The sequence below is a fragment of the Actinotignum vesiculae genome (genome assembly GCF_051267215.1).
Taxonomy (GTDB): Bacteria; Actinomycetota; Actinomycetes; order Actinomycetales; family Actinomycetaceae; genus Actinotignum; species Actinotignum schaalii.
Genome location: NZ_JBOZGG010000001.1, coordinates 198,766 through 219,947, shown reverse-complemented (window position 1 = coordinate 219,947; position 21,182 = coordinate 198,766). Strand labels below are relative to the sequence as shown.

15 protein-coding genes and 1 tRNA gene are annotated in these 21,182 nt (G+C 62.1%); 1 reads left to right on the top strand and 15 read right to left on the bottom strand.

Translation table 11 applies throughout. The annotated features are described in order from the left end of the window. Positions 1-114 precede the first annotated feature (114 nt). From tuf to ACRQHG_RS00845, 15 genes are all read right to left on the bottom strand, one after another. On the bottom strand, positions 115-1,305 hold the full coding sequence (tuf, locus tag ACRQHG_RS00915) for an elongation factor Tu (protein WP_087070535.1): 1,191 nt from the start codon (positions 1,303-1,305) through the stop codon (positions 115-117). 104 nt (positions 1,306-1,409) lie between these two features. Continuing rightward, on the bottom strand, positions 1,410-3,536 hold the full coding sequence (gene fusA / locus ACRQHG_RS00910; RefSeq protein WP_026428289.1) for an elongation factor G: 2,127 nt from the start codon (positions 3,534-3,536) through the stop codon (positions 1,410-1,412). A 42-nt stretch (positions 3,537-3,578) separates the two neighbouring features. Beyond that, positions 3,579-4,049: a 30S ribosomal protein S7 gene (rpsG, locus tag ACRQHG_RS00905; protein ID WP_016443110.1), complete on the bottom strand. Its 471-nt coding sequence runs from the start codon at positions 4,047-4,049 to the stop codon at positions 3,579-3,581. Next, a complete protein-coding gene (gene rpsL, locus ACRQHG_RS00900; RefSeq protein ID WP_016443111.1) occupies positions 4,049-4,423 on the bottom strand; it encodes a 30S ribosomal protein S12 in 375 nt (124 codons plus the stop codon). Before rpsL ends, rpsG begins: the two co-directional genes overlap by 1 nt. A 350-nt stretch (positions 4,424-4,773) precedes the next feature. Further along, positions 4,774-8,661 (bottom strand): DNA-directed RNA polymerase subunit beta', encoded by a 3,888-nt coding sequence (locus tag ACRQHG_RS00895; protein WP_087070534.1) that lies wholly within the window; start codon positions 8,659-8,661, stop codon positions 4,774-4,776. 45 nt (positions 8,662-8,706) lie between these two features. Continuing rightward, a complete protein-coding gene (gene rpoB, locus ACRQHG_RS00890; protein ID WP_016443113.1) occupies positions 8,707-12,204 on the bottom strand; it encodes a DNA-directed RNA polymerase subunit beta in 3,498 nt (1,165 codons plus the stop codon). Positions 12,205-12,552: 348 nt separating this feature from the next. Beyond that, complete coding sequence (locus ACRQHG_RS00885; RefSeq protein ID WP_435713636.1) at positions 12,553-13,617, bottom strand: GNAT family N-acetyltransferase; 1,065 nt, start codon at positions 13,615-13,617, stop codon at positions 12,553-12,555. 421 nt (positions 13,618-14,038) lie between these two features. Beyond that, a complete protein-coding gene (gene rplL / locus ACRQHG_RS00880; RefSeq protein WP_026428293.1) occupies positions 14,039-14,428 on the bottom strand; it encodes a 50S ribosomal protein L7/L12 in 390 nt (129 codons plus the stop codon). Between the two features lie 182 nt (positions 14,429-14,610). Beyond that, positions 14,611-15,132 (bottom strand): 50S ribosomal protein L10, encoded by a 522-nt coding sequence (rplJ, locus tag ACRQHG_RS00875; protein WP_026428294.1) that lies wholly within the window; start codon positions 15,130-15,132, stop codon positions 14,611-14,613. A 317-nt stretch (positions 15,133-15,449) separates the two neighbouring features. Further along, the gene (locus tag ACRQHG_RS00870; protein ID WP_435713637.1) at positions 15,450-16,781 is read right to left on the bottom strand and encodes a glycosyltransferase family protein; all 1,332 of its coding nucleotides are present in this window, start codon (positions 16,779-16,781) and stop codon (positions 15,450-15,452) included. 108 nt (positions 16,782-16,889) lie between these two features. Beyond that, a complete protein-coding gene (gene rplA / locus ACRQHG_RS00865) occupies positions 16,890-17,591 on the bottom strand; it encodes a 50S ribosomal protein L1 (protein ID WP_087070531.1) in 702 nt (233 codons plus the stop codon). A 176-nt stretch (positions 17,592-17,767) separates the two neighbouring features. Continuing rightward, positions 17,768-18,202 (bottom strand): 50S ribosomal protein L11, encoded by a 435-nt coding sequence (gene rplK / locus ACRQHG_RS00860; RefSeq protein WP_016443119.1) that lies wholly within the window; start codon positions 18,200-18,202, stop codon positions 17,768-17,770. Positions 18,203-18,439: 237 nt separating this feature from the next. Then, positions 18,440-19,336, bottom strand: coding sequence for a transcription termination/antitermination protein NusG (gene nusG, locus ACRQHG_RS00855; protein ID WP_435713638.1), 897 nt, complete (start codon positions 19,334-19,336; stop codon positions 18,440-18,442). A 42-nt stretch (positions 19,337-19,378) separates the two neighbouring features. Further along, a complete protein-coding gene (secE, locus tag ACRQHG_RS00850) occupies positions 19,379-19,618 on the bottom strand; it encodes a preprotein translocase subunit SecE (RefSeq protein WP_016443121.1) in 240 nt (79 codons plus the stop codon). 55 nt (positions 19,619-19,673) lie between these two features. Next, positions 19,674-19,746 (bottom strand) — tRNA-Trp (locus ACRQHG_RS00845). Positions 19,747-19,941: 195 nt separating this feature from the next. Between ACRQHG_RS00845 and ACRQHG_RS00840 the strand changes: the two genes are divergently transcribed. Beyond that, positions 19,942-21,159 carry a pyridoxal phosphate-dependent aminotransferase gene (locus ACRQHG_RS00840; protein WP_435713639.1) on the top strand — a complete coding sequence of 406 codons (1,218 nt, stop codon included), beginning with the start codon at positions 19,942-19,944 and terminating at the stop codon, positions 21,157-21,159. Positions 21,160-21,182: the final 23 nt, after the last annotated feature.

Here is a 21,182-nt window from a genome sequence, read left to right as displayed (position 1 = left end):
GTCGTGCAAATACAAAGGGACCCTAGCGCAGTGCTAGGGTCCCTTCCCGCCTCACGGCGGACGTTTTGCTCAGCTGCCCGGATACCGGGTAGCTGCGCCCAGATGCATCAAAAGTTACTTGATGATCTTGGTGACGCGCCCTGAACCAACGGTGTGGCCGCCCTCGCGGATAGCGAAGCCGAGGCCTTCTTCCATGGCGATGGGCTGGATGAGCTCAACCGACATCTCGGTGTTGTCGCCGGGCATAACCATCTCGGTACCTTCGGGCAGCGTGATGACGCCGGTGACGTCCGTGGTGCGGAAGTAGAACTGCGGGCGGTAGTTGGAGAAGAACGGGTTATGACGGCCGCCTTCTTCCTTCTTCAGCACGTAGACCTGAGCTTCGAACTGGGTGTGCGGGGTGATGGTGCCGGGCTTGGCCACAACCTGGCCGCGCTCAACATCTTCACGCTTGGTGCCGCGGAGCAGCAGACCGCAGTTTTCGCCGGCTTCGGCGTAGTCCATCTGCTTGTGGAACATTTCGATACCGGTAACGGTGGTCTTCTGGGTATCGCGGATACCGAGAATTTCCACTTCCTCGTTGAGGTTGAGGATACCGCGCTCCACACGGCCGGTCACCACGGTGCCACGGCCGGTAATGGTGAAGACGTCCTCAATCGGCATGAGGAACGGCTTATCGGTGTCACGCACCGGATCCTCGAAGTAGTTGTCCACCTGGTCCATGAGCTCTTCGATGGAAGCAACCCACTTCGGATCGCCTTCCAGCGCCTTGAGAGCGGAGATCTTCACGACCGGGAGGTCATCGCCCGGGTACTCCTGGGAGGACAGAAGTTCGCGAACTTCCATTTCCACGAGTTCGAGCAGCTCTTCGTCGTCGACCATATCGGACTTGTTGAGAGCAACGATGATCTGGGGCACGCCAACCTGACGGGCGAGCAGCACGTGCTCGCGGGTCTGGGCCATCGGGCCGTCGGTCGCCGCAACCACGAGGATCGCGCCGTCCATCTGGGCCGCACCGGTGATCATGTTCTTGATGTAGTCCGCGTGGCCGGGGGCGTCAACGTGTGCGTAGTGACGCTTCTCGGTCTGGTATTCCACGTGGGACACGTTGATGGTAATACCGCGCTGGCGCTCTTCGGGAGCGTTGTCAACCTGATCGAACGGGGTGTACTCGTTCAGATCCGGGTACTTATCCGACAGAACCTTGGTGATAGCAGCGGTCGTGGTCGTCTTTCCGTGATCGACGTGACCGATGGTGCCAATGTTCATATGCGGCTTGGACTTATCGTACTTGGCCTTCGCCACTGGGCCCTCCTGGGACTCTAGAAATTACTTACAGCTATGTGGATGATGCTCGCGCATAATCCGGTCTGTTCCGAACAGTTACCTATTGTAAACGAAACCGGCGACTATTCACCACGAGATTCCGCGATGATCTGTTCCGCAACGGCCTTCGGGACCTCGGCGTAGGAATCCATCTGCATGGAATACACCGCGCGCCCCTGGGTCTTCGACCGCAGGTCACCAACGTAGCCGAACATTTCGCTCAGCGGCACGTTGGCGCGCACGATCTTGACGCCCGTCGCATCCTCCATGGACTTGATCATACCGCGCCGGGAGTTCAGGTCGCCGATAACGTCGCCCATGTACTCTTCCGGGGTGCGGACTTCCACGTCCATGATGGGCTCCAGGAGCACCGGGTTGGCGCGGCGTGCGCCTTCCTTGAACACCTGGTTACCCGCGATCTTGAACGCCAGCTCCGAGGAGTCGACGTCGTGATAAGCGCCGTCTTCCAGGGTGGCCTTGACGCCCACCACCGGGAACCCGGCGAGGACACCATTCTGCATGGCTTCCTGGATACCCTGATCAACAGACGGGATGTATTCACGCGGAACGCGACCACCGGTCACGGCGTTGACAAATTCGTAAGTATCGCCGTCTTCGTTGGAGTCAAGCGGCTCAAACGTGACGATGACACGCGCGAACTGGCCCGAACCACCCGTCTGCTTCTTATGGGTGTATTCGACGCTATCGACCTTCTTGCGGATCGTCTCGCGGTAGGCAACCATCGGAGCACCGACGTTCGCATCAACCTTGAACTCACGCTTCATACGGTCGACGAGGATATCGAGGTGGAGTTCGCCCATACCGCCGATAACGGTCTGGCCGGTTTCCTCATCCTGACGAACCGTGAAGGTCGGATCCTCTTCCGCGAGCTTCTGAATAGCCACGGAAAGCTTTTCTTGGTCACCCTTCGACTTCGGCTCAATCGCCACGTGAATCACGGGCTCCGGGAAGGACATGGACTCAAGAATAATCGGGGCGTCCTGGGCGCAGAGGGTATCACCGGTGGTGGTGTCCTTCAGCCCAATGAACGCGTAAATATGCCCGGCATGCGCTTCTTCAACAGGGTTTTCCTTATTGGAGTGCATCTGGAACATCTTGCCCACGCGCTCCTTGCGGCCCTTGACCGAGTTGAGCACCTGGGTGCCGGCCGAGACCTTACCGGAGTACACGCGGATGTAGGTGAGCTTGCCGTAGAAGGGGTGCACCGCAATCTTGAAGGCCAGCGCGGAGAACGGTTCGTTCTCGCTCGGGTGGCGTTCTTCGGTTTCGCCGTCTTCTTCGTGACCCGGCTTGAAGCCCTTGATAGCGGGAACGTCAATCGGGGCGGGCAGGAAGTTCACCACGCCGTCCAGCGCGGGCTGAATACCCTTGTTCTTGTAGGCCGAACCGGCGTACACGGGGTAGATTTCCGAGGCGATGGTGCGGATACGCAGACCCTTGATCATATCCTCGGTGCTCAGCTCGCCGTCCTCGAGGTACTTCTCCATGAGTTCATCGGAGGCTTCGGCGGCGTCTTCCATGGCGGCCATGCGCAGTTCTTCGGCCTTGGCCTGCAGTTCCGCGGGGATATCCTCTTCCACCACCACGGCGCCCCAGGTGTCATTACCCTGGGCGTCCTTTTCGGGGAAGCGGATCGCCTTCATCTTGAGAACATCCACCACGCCGGAGAAGTCATTCTCCGCGCCGATCGGGAAGGTGATGACCGTTGGGTGGGCGCCGAGGCGATCCCGAATGGTCTGGACGGAGAAGTCGAAGTTGGCCCCCAACTTATCCATCTTGTTGATGAGGCAAATACGCGGCACGTGGTACTTATCAGCCTGACGCCACACGGTTTCCGACTGCGGCTCCACGCCTTCCTTACCGTCGAACACCGCGATGGCGCCGTCCAGCACGCGCAGGGACCGCTCCACTTCCACGGTGAAATCAACGTGGCCGGGGGTGTCGATGATATTGAACTGCGTACCCTTCCAGAACGCGGTCACAGCGGCAGACGTAATCGTAATGCCGCGTTCCTTTTCCTGTTCCATCCAGTCGGTCGTCGAGGCGCCGTCATGGGTTTCACCCAGCTTGTGGTTGATGCCGGTGTAGAGCAGGATGCGTTCGGTGGTCGTTGTTTTGCCGGCATCGATGTGCGCCATGATGCCGATATTGCGAACCTTGGAAAGGTCCGTAAGCACTTCTTGTGCCACTTTTCGCTCTCTTCTATATCGCGGGTCAGATAACCCTGGTGATTACCAGCGGTAGTGGGCGAAGGCCTTATTGGCTTCCGCCATGCGGTGGGTATCCTCGCGGCGCTTCACAGCACCACCAAGGCCGTTGGAGGCATCGAGGATTTCGTTGAGGAGACGTTCCGTCATGGTGTTTTCGCGGCGCTGGCGCGCGAATTCCACCAGCCAGCGCAGGCCGAGGGCCGTGGAACGGCCAGCCTTGACTTCCACCGGCACCTGGTAGGTGGCGCCACCAACACGGCGGGAACGCACCTCCAGCTGCGGACGAATGTTATCCATAGCGCGCTTGAGAACCGCCAGGGCATCCTGCCCGGACTTTTCCGCCACGCCTTCCATCGCACCGTAGACGATGGACTGCGCCAGGGACTTCTTGCCATCCACGAGGACGCGGTTGACCAGCTGGGTCACCAGCTGGGAATTGTAAACCGGATCGCTAACCAGCGGACGCTTCTTAACCGGACCCTTACGAGGCATTACTTCTTCTCCTTCTTGGCGCCGTAACGGGAACGAGCCTGGTTGCGGCTCTTCACGCCCTGGGTGTCAAGGGCGCCGCGGACGATCTTGTACCGCACACCGGGGAGGTCCTTCACGCCACCGCCGCGAACGAGGACGATGGAGTGTTCCTGCAGGTTGTGACCTTCACCGGGGATGTACGCCGTCACTTCGATACCGGAAGACAGGCGAACACGGGCAACCTTACGGAGCGCAGAGTTCGGTTTCTTGGGGGTGGTGGTGAACACGCGGGTGCACACCCCACGACGCTGGGGGCTCCCCTTAAGCGCCGGGCGCTTAGGAGCGCGCTTCTTCTTCGCGCGGCCCTCGCGGACCAGCTGCTGAATTGTAGGCACTACTTCTCCTGATAGACAGATGAATATTATAACGTTTGCCAAATCTGCCCGAACGCACACCGCTCATTACGGGACGGCCGAGGGCCGCCACAACAGACCCGCAAACAGGCAACCTAAACAAGAATAGCGGTTAATGCGAGGAGCCGTCAAAGCTTCGCGGGCTGAGGTGTTAGGAAACACACGGGCTACGGGCCCGCCCCGACCGTTTTTTGTGCGGCGCGATTCTTTCTACCGCGCGCGTGTTACGGGAGCTTCTTTATACCGCGCGTTTCTTTTAACGACGACGCCGCAGCGGGGCGGCCACACCGTGGCCGCCCCGCTGGGAACTCCCCCGCTACCGGGGAACTTATTTAGGAGAACATTCCGTAGCCGGCTCCGAGATCGAACTCTTGGAAGTCGGTATACGGGAAGGTGTCATCGAACATGTCGAAATCGGTGGCGGCGAAGCCGTTGTTCTTTTCGAACTCCACCCGAGCTTCGGCAGTCGGTTCGATCTTGGCCGAGCGCATCGTCTCCAGGCCGGTACCGGCCGGGATGAGCTTACCGAGGATAACGTTTTCCTTGAGGCCCTCGAGCGGATCGGACTTGGAATTGAGCGCAGCCTCGGTGAGGACGCGGGTGGTCTCCTGGAAGGAGGCCGCCGAGAGCCAGGAATCCGTGGCCAGGGAGGCCTTGGTAATACCCATGAGCTCGGGGCGCCCGGAGGCGGGCTTGCCACCTTCGGCCATCGCCGCGCGGTTCTCATCTTCGAAGCGCGCCACATCCACGAGTTCGCCTGGGAGCAGCTTCGTGGTTCCCGCTTCCAGCACGGTAATACGGCGCAGCATCTGGCGCACGATGACCTCGATGTGCTTGTCGTGGATTTCCACGCCCTGGGAGCGGTACACCGCCTGCACTTCGGAAACGATATGTTCCTGAGCAACCCGGCGCCCGGAAATACGCAGCACCTTCTTGGGGTCCACGCTGCCTTCCACGAGCTGCTGACCAACATTGACGTGGCCGCCTTCGGGAACGAAGAGCTTGGCTCGCTTGGAGACCTGGTAGACAAGGTCCTCTTCGGCGTCGTCGCGCTGAATAATGAGGCGACGTACGCGCTCCCCGTCCTCGATCTGGAGGATGCCGGCCGCTTCCGCGATCGGAGCCTCGCCCTTCGGGGTACGGGCTTCGAAGAGTTCCTGCACACGGGGAAGACCCTGGGTGATGTCGTCCGCGGAGGCCGAACCACCGGTGTGGAAGGTACGCATCGTCAGCTGGGTACCCGGTTCGCCAATGGACTGGGCGGCCACGATACCCACCGCTTCGCCGATATCCACGAGCTTGCCGGTGGCCATGGAGCGCCCGTAGCACTTGGCGCAGGTACCGGTGCGCGACTGGCAGGTCAGCACGGAACGTACCGAAACCTGGGTCACGCCATTCTCAATGAGATGCTCGATAATCGCATCGCCCAGATCGGTGCCGGCAGCCGCCAGCACCTCGCCGTCCTCGGATACAACGTCCTTCGCGAGGGTGCGAGCGTACACGGAGGTATCCAGCTGCGGATCGGGAATGAGGGTGCCGTCGGCGCCCTTCTCCGCGATGGTCTTGGTCAGGCCGCGGCTGGTCCCGCAATCGGATTCGCGCACGATAACATCCTGCGCCACGTCCACGAGACGGCGGGTGAGGTACCCGGAGTCGGCGGTACGCAAAGCGGTATCCGCCAGGCCCTTGCGGGCACCGTGGGTTGCCACGAAGTATTCCAGAACCGAGAGGCCCTCGCGGTAATTCGAGGTAATCGGGCGGGGAATAATCGCGCCCTTCGGGTCGGCTACCAGGCCGCGCATACCCGCGATCTGGCGGACCTGTTCCCAGTTACCGCGCGCCCCGGAGGACACCATGCGGTTCACGGTGTTATCCGCGGTGAAGTTTTCGCGCATCTCCACGGCGATCGCGTCCGTCACTTCCGACCAGAGGTCCACGAGGTCGCGGCGGCGATCCTCGTCCTCGATACGGCCGGTGAGGAACTGGTTTTCGATAACCGCGGCCTTCTTTTCGGCTTCCGCCAAAATTTCCGGCTTCGATTCGGGTACGACGACGTCCGATACCGCAATGGTGGCGCCGCTGCGCCCGGCCCAGTAGAAACCAGCTGATTTCAGGGCATCCAGCGAGGCGGCCACGTAGACCTTCTCATAGCGTTCGGCCAGGCGATTGACGATCCCGCCAAGCACCTTCTTATCGACGGTCTCATTGACGTAGGGGAAGTCCACCGGGAGCGAATCATTAAAGATCGCGCGGCCCAGGGTGGTTTCCAGCAGCAGCCGGTCGCCTTCTTCGAAGTTCTCCGGGGCCTTCCAGCCGCGCGGGGGAACAACGTCCGCTTCGAAACGAATCTTCACCTTCGCATTGAGGTCAAGACTGCCCATGTCATAGGCCATCTGCGCTTCATCAATGGAGGTGAAGTAGCGGCCTTCCCCGGTGGCGCCGTCGACCTGAGATGTCAGGTAGAACAGCCCGATCACCATGTCCTGCGAAGGCATGGTCACGGGGCGCCCGTCGGAGGGCTTGAGGATGTTATTCGAGGAGAGCATGAGGATGCGCGCCTCGGCCTGGGCTTCCACGGAAAGCGGGAGGTGCACGGCCATCTGGTCGCCGTCGAAGTCCGCGTTGAAGGCGGAGCACACCAGCGGGTGCAGGCGGATCGCCTTGCCTTCAATCATGAGCGGCTCGAAAGCCTGAATGCCGAGGCGGTGCAGGGTAGGTGCGCGGTTGAGGAGCACCGGGTGCTCGCGCATAACCTCTTCGAGAACGTCCCACACTTCGGGGCGCTGGCGGTCGATGAAACGCTTGGACGCCTTGATATTCTTGGCGATTTCCAGGTCCACCAGGCGCTTTTGCACGAAGGGCTTGAACAGTTCGAGGGCCATCACACGCGGCAGCCCGCACTGGTGCAGCTTCATGGTGGGGCCCACCACGATCACGGAGCGGCCCGAGTAGTCCACGCGCTTACCCAGGAGGTTCTGACGGAAGCGGCCCTGCTTGCCCTTGAGCATATCGGAGAGCGACTTGAGGGGGCGGTTGCCCGCGCCCTGCACCGGGCGCCCGCGCCGGCCGTTATCGAAGAGCGCATCCACGGATTCCTGGAGCATGCGCTTTTCGTTATTGACCATGATCTCCGGGGCGCCCAGGTCCAGCATGCGCTTGAGGCGGTTATTCCGGTTGATCACGCGGCGGTAGAGGTCGTTGAGATCGGAGGTCGCGAAGCGTCCACCGTCCAGCTGCACCATCGGGCGCAGGTCCGGCGGGATCACCGGGAGGGCGTCAAGCACCATCGATTCGGGCTTGGTATCCGAGTGCAGGAAGGCGTTGACCACCTTGATGCGCTTGAGAGCGCGGGCCTTGCGCTGGGCGGTACCCGATTCGATGACCTCCACGAGGCGATCATGTTCGGCCTGCAGATCGAAGGAACGCAGCCGGGCCTGGATTGCTTCCGCACCGCGGGCGGCCTTGAAGTAGTCGCCGTAGTGCGCGTCCATTTCGCGGTAGAGGTCTTCGTCGCCTTCCAGATCCCCCACCTTGAGCTTCGTGAAGCGATCCCACATGGTTTCCAGGCGCTCGAGTTCGCGATCCGTATTCTTGCGGATCTTGGCGAGGTCATTATCGGCCGCGCGCTTGATCTTCTGCTTCTGGGAATCGGTCGCGCCATCTTCTTCGGCCTGCGCTAGCTCCTTTTCGAGCTCCTGCTGGCGGCTTTCGAGGGCAACATCCCGGTTCTTTTCCAGGGCGCGGCGCTCCAGTTCGTATTCGGACTGGAGGGTAGGCATATCCGCGCGGCGGGCCTCTTCATCAACTTCGGTCACCATATAGGCGGCGAAATAGATGACCTTTTCGAGGTCCTTGGGGGCCACGTCCAGGAGGTAGCCCAGGCGCGAGGGCACGCCCTTGAAGTACCAAATATGGGTGACGGGAGCGGCGAGCTCAATATGGCCCATCCGTTCGCGCCGCACCTTCGAGCGGGTGACTTCCACGCCGCAGCGTTCGCAGACGATGCCCTTGAACCGCGGCCGCTTGTACTTACCGCAGGCACATTCCCAATCGCGGGTGGGCCCGAAGATCTGTTCGCCGAACAGGCCGTCCTTTTCCGGCTTGAGGGTGCGGTAGTTGATAGTTTCCGGCTTCTTCACCTCACCGTGCGACCAGGCACGGATATCATCCGAGGTTGCCAGACCAATGTGGAGCTGGTCAAAACGATTAACGTCGAGCAAGATTCCTACTTCCGATGTTGTGCGCCACTAAGAAGATTTGAGAGTTTAGAAGTCGGCTCCGGTGGACAGATCCTCCAGACCGGTCTGCAGCACGGGCTCCTCCGGGCCGGCCGCAGCGCGCATGCGATCTTCTTCCGCATCCTGGAGGTCAATGACCTGCCCGGATGCATCGAGAGCTGCCACATTCAGGCACAGCGACCGCATTTCCTGCATAAGAACCTTGAAGGATTCCGGAATACCAGCTTCGGGGACGTTATCGCCCTTGACGATAGCTTCGTACACCTTGACGCGGCCCACGGTGTCGTCGGACTTGATCGTGAGCATTTCCTGCAGGGTGTGCGCGGCACCGTAAGCTTCCAGGGCCCACACTTCCATTTCGCCGAAGCGCTGGCCGCCGAATTGCGCTTTACCGCCCAGGGGCTGCTGGGTCACCATCGAGTACGGACCGGTGGACCGGGCGTGGATCTTGTCGTCCACGAGGTGGTGCAGCTTGAGCATGTACATGTAGCCAACCGAGACCGGATCCGGGAAGGGATCACCGGTGCGCCCATCAAAGAGCCGGGCCTTACCGAAGCGATTGACCAGCGTGTGCCCTTCCGCATCCGGGAGGGTGGACTGGAGCAGCCCGTCCAGCTCATCGGCCTGGAGGCCGTCGAATACCGGGGTGGCAACCCGGGTACCCGGGGCGGCCTTGACGGTATCTTCGGGCAGGCGCAGGGCCCATTCTTCGCCCGCTTCCCGGGCGGCGCTGGCATCCCACCCGCGGGAAGCCACCCAGCCCAGGTGCAGTTCGTACACCTGGCCGAGGTTCATACGGCCGGGAACGCCCAGCGGGTTGAGGATGATATCAACCGGGGTGCCGTCTTCCATGAAGGGCATATCTTCCACCGGAAGAATGCGGGAGATAACGCCCTTATTTCCGTGGCGGCCGGCCATCTTATCGCCCACCGTGATCTTGCGGCGCTGGGCGATGTACACGCGAACGGTTTCATTGACATCCGAGGGCAGTTCGTCGTTATTTTCCTTATCGAACTGGCGGATATCGATGACGATGCCGGATTCGCCGTGCGGGACGCGCAGCGAGGTATCGCGAACTTCCTTGGCCTTCTCCCCGAAGATGGCGCGCAGCAGGCGCTCTTCGCTGGTGAGTTCGGTTTCACCCTTGGGGGTAATCTTGCCCACGATGATATCGCCGGCGCGCACTTCCGCACCGATGCGAATAATCCCGTGATCATCGAGATGCGAGAGCATTTCCTCGGACACGTTGGGGATATCGCGGGTGATTTCCTCCGGGCCGAGCTTGGTATCACGCGCATCGACCTCGTGTTCCTCGATGTGGATCGAGGTGAGGAGGTCATCGCGCACGCAGCGCTCGGAAAGGATGATGGCGTCCTCGTAGTTGTAGCCATTCCAGGACATGAAGGCCACGAGCAAGTTCTGCCCCAGCGCGAGTTCGCCACCTTCGGTAGCTGCGCCGTCGGCAATAAGAGTTCCCGCTTCCAGGCGGTCCCCAGCGGAAACGACCACGCGCTGGTTAATGCAGTTACCGGGGTTGGAACGCTCGAACTTGGACATCTTGTAGATGACGTGGCGGCCGTCGTCCTGCTCCACGTGCACGGCGTCGGCATCCACTTCGGTGACCACGCCGGGGGCCGCGGCCACCGTCACGTCACCGGAGTCAACCGCGCAACGCATCTCCCAGCCGGTACCCACGTAGGGGGAAACCGGGCGGATGAGCGGCACGGCCTGGCGCTGCATATTCGCACCCATGAGGGCGCGGTTGGCGTCGTCGTGCTCGAGGAAGGGAATCATGCCGGTACCGATGGAAACCATCTGGCGCGCGGACACGTCCATGTAATCGATTTCGTCCACCGGAACGAGGGCCGGTTCGCCACCCGGAACACGCACGAGCGCTTCTTCTTCCAGGAAGTGGCCGTCCGCATCAATAGGCGCTTCGGCCTGGGCGATATTGTGGTTATCTTCGTCCCCGGCCTGGAGGTAATCGATCTCATTCGTCACGCGGCCATCGACCACGCGCCGGTAGGGCGTTTCGATGAAGCCGAAGGAATTGATCTGCGCGAAGGAGGCCAGCGAACCGATGAGGCCGATGTTCGGACCTTCCGGAGTTTCGATGGGGCACATGCGCCCGTAATGCGAGGGGTGCACGTCGCGCACTTCCATGCCGGCGCGATCACGGGACAGACCACCCGGGCCGAGGGCCGAAAGGCGCCGCTTGTGGGTCAGGCCCGCCAGCGGGTTGTTCTGATCCATGAACTGCGAAAGCTGGGACGTTCCGAAGAACTCCTTAATCGCAGCGACAATCGGGCGGATATTGATGAGCGAGGAGGGCGTAATCGCTTCCACTTCCTGAGTGGTCATGCGTTCGCGCACCATCCGGTCCAGGCGCGCCAAACCGGTGCGGACCTGGTTCTGGATGAGCTCACCGACCGCGCGCACGCGCCGGTTGGAGAAGTTGTCAATATCATCGGTGCTCACGCGCACCGGGGTGGCACCTTCGGCGCACAGGATGGTCGGGAATTCGCCGTCCTCCCCCATGCGATCCATGCCCTGGTGGAGGGCGAGCAGGTAGCGCAGCGCCGCGGTGATATCCGTGAGCGTGAGCTGACGGGCGGTGTTATCCTCCGGCAGGCCCAGCTTCTTGTTGATCTTGTAGCGCCCCACCTTCGCGGTATCGTACCGCTTGGGGTTGAAGTAGAAGTTATTGAGCAGGGTACGGCCCGCTTCCGCCGTGGGCGGTTCGCCCGGGCGCAGCTTGCGGTACAGATCCTGCAGGGCTTCTTCCTGGTTGTGGACGGTGTCCTTTTCCAGGGTGTCAATGAGGATGGGGAATTCGGAGAAGGTTTCGCGAATTTCCGATTCCGTCATACCCAGGGCCTTGAGGAAGACGGTCACGGACTGCTTACGCTTGCGGTCCACGCGCACGCCTACCGCATCGCGCTTGTCGATTTCGAATTCCAGCCAGGCGCCGCGGGAGGGAATCACCTTGGTGTTGTAAATGTCCTTATCGGAGGTCTTATCCGCGGTACGTTCAAAGTACACGCCCGGGGAACGTACCAGCTGGGACACCACCACACGCTCGGTACCGTTCACGATGAAGGTACCGCGGTCCGTCATGAGCGGGAAGTCGCCAATGAAGGTGGTCTGCGACTTGATTTCGCCCGTTTCGTAGTTCTGGAATTCCGCGGTGACGTACAGGGGGGCCGAGTAGGTGAGGTCACGTTCGCGGCATTCGAGGATGGAGTACTTCGGTTCCTCGAGATGCGGGGCGGAGAGCACCAGGCCCATGGTTTGCGCGGCATTTTCGATCGGGGAAATTTCTTCGAAGATTTCTTCGAGCCCGGACTGAGCGCCGGGGTTTTCCGCGACCCATTTATCCGAGCCGATCAGCCAACCGAAACTATCGGTTTGGAGGCCGAGCAAATTCGGCACTTGCAGTGGTTCATGGATTTTCGCGAAAGATACGCGGTCAACAACCGGCTTGCCGTTATGTGCAGCGAGCGAGTATGTGCGCGAAGCAGCCAAAGTGGATCCTTCCCTGACGAATCTGGCAGAAGGACAATCCAGTCACCCTCACCGAAAACCGCTATATCACGCCGAAAAGCGCTGCGGAGGTGATCATGGGCATAGGAGTGTCAACGCAAGTTTCTACACTACACGTTTTAACGGCAAGAACCAAGACCCCAGGCCTATGCGAGGGGTCACACATAGGGATACCAGCGCTTGGCGGTGCCGGTATCTCATCTGAACTTCATCGTCCGAAAGTACTTTCGCACAAGAACGGCGTACATGCAAGTGCGGGCGCGCCGGGGCACCGTTGCGCGGGGCATTCCGGTAGCACGACGACGCCGCAGTCCCGCGTGGTCACCTCCCCTAACGCAAGCGTTTTTCGAGGGTCACCTCAGCGCAGTAGCCTTCGAAACCGTGGGCGGTGTACAGCCGGCCGGCCCCGGTGGAGCTATGGGTATCCACGTCCAGTCCTACGGTGGCGTACCCGGCCCGCGCCGCGTTAGTGATGACACGGTCCACGAGCTGGCCGCCTACCCCGCGCCCGCGCACGGCTCGCAGCGAGCCGAGGTATTCGATATAGAGCTCGGTGCCGTAGTCATTGGCGAGCGCGTAGCCGACCACCGCGCCGGTTTCTTCGCTGAGCGCCACGACGGAGCAGTCCAGGCGCATGCGCCACCCGGTGAGGAAGGAGTGCCAGGATGCGGCGTCGTAATCGTAACGCCCGTAGTGGTCACGGAAAGCTTCGGCGTGGGCGAGGCGCAGCGGTTCTTCGTCGGCGAGGGTGGGGGCACGGAAGGTCACCCCGTCAATGTGGACGGCGGGGATTTGCGCGGCCGGGCGGCGCATCACTTCGTATTTTCGGGTGAGGCGGTAGCCGAGCTCCCCCAGCGCCGCGTTGGTTTCTTCGGCGTCATCATCGCGCGCTACCTGCACCGACAGCCCAGAATAGCGGGTTTCGGAGCGTTCGGCGAGCCCGATGGCGAGCTGCTCGCAGCGACTGAGGAGTTCGGGGAGGTACTCGAGGTCCGGGCAGGCATAGCCGATATAAATATCCAGGTCGTCATCTTGATCAACGTCGCCCATCGTGGAGACCGTGGCTCCGGCAAGGAGCTGCTCCCCGCGGTACAGCGCGAGGGTTTCGGCGGCCGGATCAACCTCCGGATTAGCGAGGAAATCGCGCAGATCACGCTCCGTGGCGGAGTGGAGCAGGGAGGGATCCGCGGCGCCCAGCGCGGCCCAGGCCGGGATGTCGCTCGGGCTGAGGGGGCGCCAGCTCAGGGCTTCGCTTGAGCTCGGCTTTAAGCTTTGCTTCAGGTTTTGCTTCGGGCTTTGTTCCTGGGGCGATTCAGGACTCTGGTTTAAGCACGATTCTGGGCTGTGATTCGTCGTCGTTTCCTGCGTCATCTTCACGTTCGTCTTCGTTATCATCGTTGAGTTTGTATCCGGGCTCGTTTTCGGGGCGTTTCCGGGGCGCTTCCGGGGTGAGCTGATGTCAGTTTCCGGCCGTTCCTCGGGCTTCGCATCCGCCTATGCGCCGATGCTCACCCGTGCCAGTGTAGCCGGGAACAACCTTCCTGCGTACCATCTCGACAAAGTGCAACCTGGCGACATCGATGCCCACACGATGCAACCCCACGACATGAAATCCAATTAATTATGTAGATAGCGTTGCACTTTATGAGGGCGATCCAGCAGGGCCATGGACGGCCCGCATCGCAGGGCCTCACAGCCCAAAACCAAACAAGCGGATACGCCGGGCGTATCCGCTTGTGGAGTGGAGGGCGGGCATAAAGCCCGCGCGCCGATGGCTGATTGTTCAGCCGACTAGCCGAGTTTTCGGCGTGCCGTGTTACTTGAGGGTAACGGTGGCGCCGGCGCCCTCGAGGGCTTCCTTGGCCTTTTCGGCGGTGTCCTTGTCCACACCTTCGAGGACGGCCTTGGGAGCCGAGTCCACGAGGTCCTTGGCTTCCTTGAGGCCGAGGGAGGTGAGGGCGCGGACTTCCTTGATGACCGCAACCTTCTTGTCGCCAGCGGCTTCGATAACAACATCGAAGTCGGACTTCTCTTCGGCGGCAGCACCGGCGTCGCCACCGGCAGCGGCCGGAGCGGCAACGGCGGCAACGGGAGCCGCGGCTTCGACGTCGAATTCCTCTTCGAACGCCTTGACGAAATCGTTGAGCTCAACGAGGGTGAGCTCCTTGAAAGCTGCAATGAGCTCTTCGGTCGAGAGCTTAGCCATGATGGCCTTCCTTTCCGCTCTAGCGAGCAGACTCTATCTGATGGGCAGATGTTCCTGCCGTGCAGATCTAACTGGGTGCGCGGCTGGGGGCCGCTCCGCGACGCGTATGCCGAGCCGCGAAAACTCCGAAATATCCGCGGGACTCGCTATCCGATATCCGTGATATTCCGAGGTGGAAGTGGCTACGCAGCCGCTTCCTGCTTGGCGCGCAAGGCGTCGATGGTGCGAACGGCCTTGGTGGCCGGCGCGTTGAGTACGTACGCTGCCTGGTACATGAGCGCCTTGAGAACACCGGCGGACTTGGCCAGCAGGACTTCGCGGGATTCGAGTTCCGCGAGCTGCTTGACGTCGTCTGCGGACAGCTGGGCGCCGTCCATCACGCCGCCCTTGAGGATAAGGGCTTCGTTCTCCTTGGCGAAGGTCTTGAGGGCCTTCGCGGCTTCCGGAGCTTCACCGGTCACGAAAGCAACGGCGGTCGGACCCTGGAAGGTCCCCTCCGCTACCTCGACTCCGGCCTGCTTCGCGGCGATATCAAGAAGGGTGTTCTTGGCGACCTTGTAGACAGCTCCACCCTGGAACGACCGGCGCAGATCTTTCATCTGGCCGACCGTCAGGCCACGGTACTCAGTAAACAGCACAGCGGTGGAGTTCTCGAAGAGCTCCTTGAGTTCCGCAATCGCTGCAGACTTATCGGTCCGTGCCATGGGGCCTCCTTCCGGTCTTACCCGCAGGATCGGCAACGAAAAAGCCCCGCGCGGTAAGGCACGGGGCTTGGATGACCTGCCGTGAGCACGGCAACATTCAGCTCTGTTCTTACCTGCGCTGGCCTCGCGGTGCGAGTTTGATCCCGTTGGAACCTGCGGTCTTTGGCATCGGTTAGTCTATCGTTTTCACGCGGCTACGCCAAGGCCGATCCGCGTGGCTTGCCTCACGGGCGCGATTAGCCAACACATGCCTGAGCGAGCACCGGCCCCGCGCTTAAAAGTGCGCCGGCCCCGTCCATATAGGTACGACGGCGCAGCTACGCCCACACCGGCCCGGCGAGCAAACACAGGTAACCCAGCGCCCCGGCCCCCATGAACACACCGCGCCAGATGGGCCGGTCTGCCAGGTGGGCCATAGCGGCCAGCGCCCCGGCCACATTGGCGATCCCGTAGCGGCGTGGAATGGAACGGAAGTAGAGGCCGCCGTTGATAATTTCCCGCGCCTGGACCACCACGCCCACAATAAGTGGCCCGGTAGCGCCCGATAGACCGAGTACCCGCCCGCGCACCGAACGCAGGCCCGCCACCAGCGCGAGGAGCGGCCCGGCCAGAAGAACAACATACGCCACCGTGCCCCAAATCTGGGTGGGAGCGGAGATGAGCTCCGGGGAGAAGTGGTACTTGGCCCCGGGATTAGTCAGGCCATACGGATTGAGGAGGCTGAGAAGGAGGCGCCCGGTACTGGCTTCGCTGACCGGGGAAGTGGAAATCGCGTTGATGGCCGGCACGTAGCCTTCCGGGGTACGGGCGCCCTGGATAGCATCCCAGCCCAGGTAGCAGGCGGCCACCGTGAGTACCTGAGTACCGAGCAGCACCGCGAGGGGGCGCCGCTCCGCCCGCCCGAAGCCCACCAGAACCGGCCAGCACACCGCCAAGGTGACCGGCACCAGAATTGCCAGAATTCCGGTGACGGAAATGACCCGGGAGAGGCAGATAGCCGCGGTTATCAGCGCGGGCAGCACCCAGCCGGTATTCTTGCCTACCACGATGCGTGCACTCAGCCATACCGCGGCCGCGCCGGCCAGCGGGCCCACGGCATCGTTATGCACCATGGTGGCGCTGGCCGCCACCGAGGGCACCGCCAGGAAGAACAGCGCCGCCGCGAAGGACACCGCCGGACTCAAGCGCCAGGCGCGTAGCGCGGCGTAGAAAAGCCCCACACCGGCAGCTACCAGCACGGCCGAACCCAGGCGCGCGCCCGTGAGGAAGCTCAATCCTGCCAGGCCGGCCAGGCGCGCGATGGCGCCGTCGACCAAAAAATACAGGGGCGGGTGGAAAGCATTGTAGTTTTCCGCGCGATAGGGCCAATCCGCCGGGGCCACCTGATCCCAGGCATCGCAGGGTGGTGGAGTGATGGCGGTGCCGGCCGGAGCATGGCAGGCCCAGGCCTGGCGGGCCTGCGGGGCCATGACATCCCCGGGGGCGGGGATGGTGCCGCTGGATGCCTTGAGGGAGTAGTCCAGGTAGGTCCACTCCCCCACCGGGTTGATGGACGGGTTGTGCGCAAAGGCCCACGCCGCCCACCCCAGGCAGAGCAGCATGAGGAGGCAGGCGAGCACAGCGTCACGTACGCGCGGATGGAAAGTCACGGCTCTAGCCTAAAGCACGGTTACGACAAGAAAAAACGAAGGGCGGAGACCCGTGAGGATCCCCGCCCTTCGCGTTACGCGTATAACCGCCTAATCGCCAACCGGCTCTTAGGCTTCGGCGCGAGTCTTGGTGGCATCAATCGGGATGCCGGGGCCCATCGTGGTGGACACGGTGGCCTTGAGAATATAGCGGCCCTTCGAGGAGGAAGGCTTGAGACGCATGATCTCCTCGTAGGCGGCGGCGTAGTTCTCCAGGAGCTGCTGCTCGGTGAAGGAGGTGTTGCCGATAATGAAGGGCAGGTTGGAGTTCTTGTCCACGCGGAATTCGATACGTCCGCCCTTAATATCGCTGACGGCCTTCGCCACGTCCATGGTGACGGTGCCCGTCTTGGGGTTCGGCATGAGGCCGCGGGGGCCGAGCACGCGGCCGAGGCGGCCGACCTTGCCCATCATATCCGGGGTGGCCACCGCCGAATCGAAATCGGTCCAGCCACCGGCAACGCGTTCAATGAGTTCGTCGCTGCCAACTTCGTCCGCGCCGGCATCAATAGCCTGCTGGGCGCGCTCGCCCTGGGCGAAGACGATCACCCGGGCGGTCTTGCCGGTGCCATTGGGCAGGCTCACGGTACCGCGAACCATCTGATCCGCCTTACGCGGATCCACGCCGAGACGGAACACAACTTCCACGGTTGCGTCAAACTTCGTCACCGACGTTTCCTTCGCGAGGCGCATGGCCTCCACGGGGGTGTAGAGCACACCGGGCGCAATCTTTTCTGCTGCGGCGCGGTATGCCTTCGAGCGCTTTGCCATTTCTGCTTCTCCTTTAGTGCAGGTGTGGTCAACGAGCCTGCGTGGCCCTTCCACGGTTCCACTCGGGAACCTGCGGAGTCTAAGAGCGCGGTTGCTCGATGCTCTCAGCTCCGGTTACGTTGTGGTCTCGGATTGCGGTGGAACGACGGCGCAGCCGCCTTCCAGCCACGCGCTATTTAGATAGCGTCCGAGGTGATGCCCATGGAGCGGGCGGTGCCGGCGATAATGCGGGCGGCGTTGTCAATGTCATTCGCATTGAGGTCCGGCTCCTTGATCTTCGCGATTTCGCGAAGCTGATCGGCCGTGAGGTGCCCAACCTTCTGGGTGTGCGGAGTGGGCGAACCCTTCTGCACCCCGGCAGCCTTCTTGATGAGCTGCGCCGCCGGCGGGGTCTTGAGAACGAAATCAAATGTGCGGTCTTCGTAGACGGTGATTTCCACCGGGACGATGTTTCCGCGCTGGGATTCGGTCGCGGCGTTGTACGCCTTCGTGAACTCAACAATGTTCACACCGTGCTGACCGAGAGCCGGACCAACCGGCGGGGCCGGGGTGGCCTGGCCGGCAGGAATCTGTAGCTTAATGAAGCCTGCAACCTTCTTCTTCGGTGCCATATCTGGTCCTTTTCTCATTGAACAGCCGTCGCAATGGCTAGCGACGGCACGCCTATCTATATTACGGGAAAGTGAGCGATGCACAAAGCCCCGCCTGTGTGAGACACACCGCGGAGCTTGTGTTAAATTGCGCGAGATACGAGCCTGCGTTGCCGCCGTGCTCGCGTTTCTACGCCCTTACGTCTATGCGTGCGCAGGTTACGGAAGTACGACGACGCCGCAGCGTCCACGTGGAACTTAGTCTTCCTTGCGCACCTGGGCGAAGGAGAGCTCCACCGGAGTTTCCTGACCGACGAGCGTCATCATAACGGTGAGGCGCTGATTTTCCGCGTCGATCTCCGAGACGGTGGCCGGCATTCCGGCCCACGGTTCGGCGGTGAGGGTAACCGGGTCGCCCACTTCGAAGGGAGCGATAGTTTCCGGCGTGGCGCCGGTGGGCAGGCCCGCGGCGCGTGCTTCGTCGGCCGCGGCGGCTTCCACCACCGGGGTCAGCATAGTGACAACCTCATCGAAGGTGAGGGCCACCGGGGTACGGCCATTGCCCACGAATCCGGTCACGCCATTGGTGGATTGCACCACGCGCCAGGAATCATCGGTGAGGTTCATGCGAATAAGCACGTAGCCGGGCATGCGCACCCGCGATACCAGCTTGCGCTGCCCGCGGCGCACTTCGAAGACTTCTTCCATGGGGACTTCGATCTGGAAGATGTAGTCCTCCATATTCATGGAGACGAGGCGGACTTCCAAGTCCTGCTTGACGCGCTTTTCGTAACCGGAGTACGTGTGGAGAACGTACCAGCGGCCTTCCAGGCCCTTGAGCTTGGCCCGCACCTCTTCTTCGGTGACGATGCCGTCCTTCTTCTTGCCCTTCTTGGAGGGCGCCGGAGCGGCTTCCTCAGCGGGCGCGGCGGCTTCGCCTTCGCTTTCGGGCGAGTCACCTTCGGCAAGCTCGCCGGTTTCAGCAGCGGCTTCGGGCGCTTCTTCGGAAGCAAGGCCGGCGGTTTCTTCCGCAGCTACGTTTTCCGGGGTGGTGGTATCGGTGAGGGAATCCGCGCTGGGAGCAGCCTCCTCAGCGGGCGCGCTTGCACCCGGTTCCATAAAAAGATCGTCGTGCGCGGTATTGTTCTCAGACACGCTGTTCCCTCACTGTTCTTGGGGCCGGCCCTGGTTCTGGACCTACCCGAAGATCCAGACGGTGGCGCGACCGAAAATAAGATCGAAGATTCCGATAAAGACCATCACGGCGAGGATGAAGAGCACCACCGTGGTGAACAGCTGCCCCAGTTCCTCCCGGGAGGGGCGCTGGACGCGCTTCAATTCACCGAAGATTTCGTGGAAGAACTGCGCGAGCCGGGCAAAGAAGCCCTTCTTCTCCGCAGCGCCCTTGGAGGACTTGGATGCTGCAACTTCCTTCACAGTGCGTCCTTTTCCTCGTCGTAACAATGCCCCGTCAGTATTGGCGGGGCAGGAGCAGGGTAGGAGGGACTCGAACCCCCAACCGCCGGTTTTGGAGACCGATGCGCTACCAATTGCGCCACTACCCTAGGTTGGCAACTCCACCATTATGCCTGAAACCGGGGTGCTCCGCGAGCTCCGGCCGCCAGGTGGACGTTGGAGTATCACGACCGCGAGGCCGTCATACCCGGAATAGCATAGTCGATAACGCCCCGGCCGTCCACTTCCAGCACTTCCCTTGGAGAAAGGTCACAGCCGCATCCAGGACAGTGTTTAATGGGAGGGTGAGTATTACACCGAGCCCCCGTACCCCGCGCCGCGTTTCCGCGCGCCTGGAAGCCCTTGCCCCCTCCGCCACCCTCGCGGTGGATGCCCGCCAGCGTGAGCTGCGGGCCGCCGGCCGCCCCATTATTTCCTTCGGGGCCGGGGAGCCGGATTTCCCCACCCCGGATCATATTGTTGCCGCCGCGGCTGCCGCCACCGGCGATATCCGCAATCACAAATACTCCGATCCCAACGGCTTGCCGGAGCTGCGCGAGGCGATTTGCGCCAAAGTCGCTTTCGATGCCGGGGTGCGAATTGACCCGAGCTGCGTCGTCGTTACTAATGGCGCGAAACAGGCCAATTTCGAAGCGTGGGCGGCGCTGATTGACCCGGGCGATAACGTACTCCTCCCCTCCCCCTACTGGGTAACCTACCCGGAAGTTATTAAGCTCTTCGGCGGTACCGTGACCGAGGTGTACGCACCCCCGGAGCAGGGCTTCAAGGTGAGCGTGGAGCAGCTCGAAGCGGCCCGCACCGAGAAAACGAAGGCGCTGCTGCTGTGCTCACCTACCAATCCGACCGGCGCGGTCTACAGCGCCGCGGAAGTGCGCGCTATTGGCGCTTGGGCCCTTGAGCACGGGATCTGGCTGGTGGTCGATGAAATTTACGAACACCTCACCTACGACGGCGTGCGCACCGCCTACCCGCTGGCCGAAGTGCCCGAGCTGGCCCAGCAAACCCTGGTGATCGGCGGGGTCTCGAAGTCGTTCGCGATGACGGGCTGGCGGGTTGGGTGGCTCTACGGACCTGCGGATGTGATGGCCGCGGTCAAGCGGGTGCATTCGCATCTGACCGGGAACGTCAATAACGTGGCGCAGCGCGCCACCATCGCTGCACTCACCGGCCCGCGCGACCGCATCGAGGAGATGCGCGAGGGCTTCGCGCGGCGGCGCGGCCGTATCGTAAGCGAACTGGCCAGTATTGACGGGGTCGAGGTTGCGCCCCCGGATGGCGCTTTCTATGTTTTTGCCGACGTCGCAGGCCTGCTGGGCGGGACGGGCCCCCGCCGCGCCACGAGCTCCCTGGAGCTGGCCGATCAGCTCCTGAGCGATATTAATGTTGCCGCGGTGCCCGGGGAAGCCTTCGGGGTGGGCGGCTTCCTGCGTTTCTCCTACGCGCTCTCCGATGCGGAGCTAGCCGAGGGCATGGCGCGGCTGCGCGATTACTTCGCGATGTAGGCACAGCAATGGCGGGTTTCCGT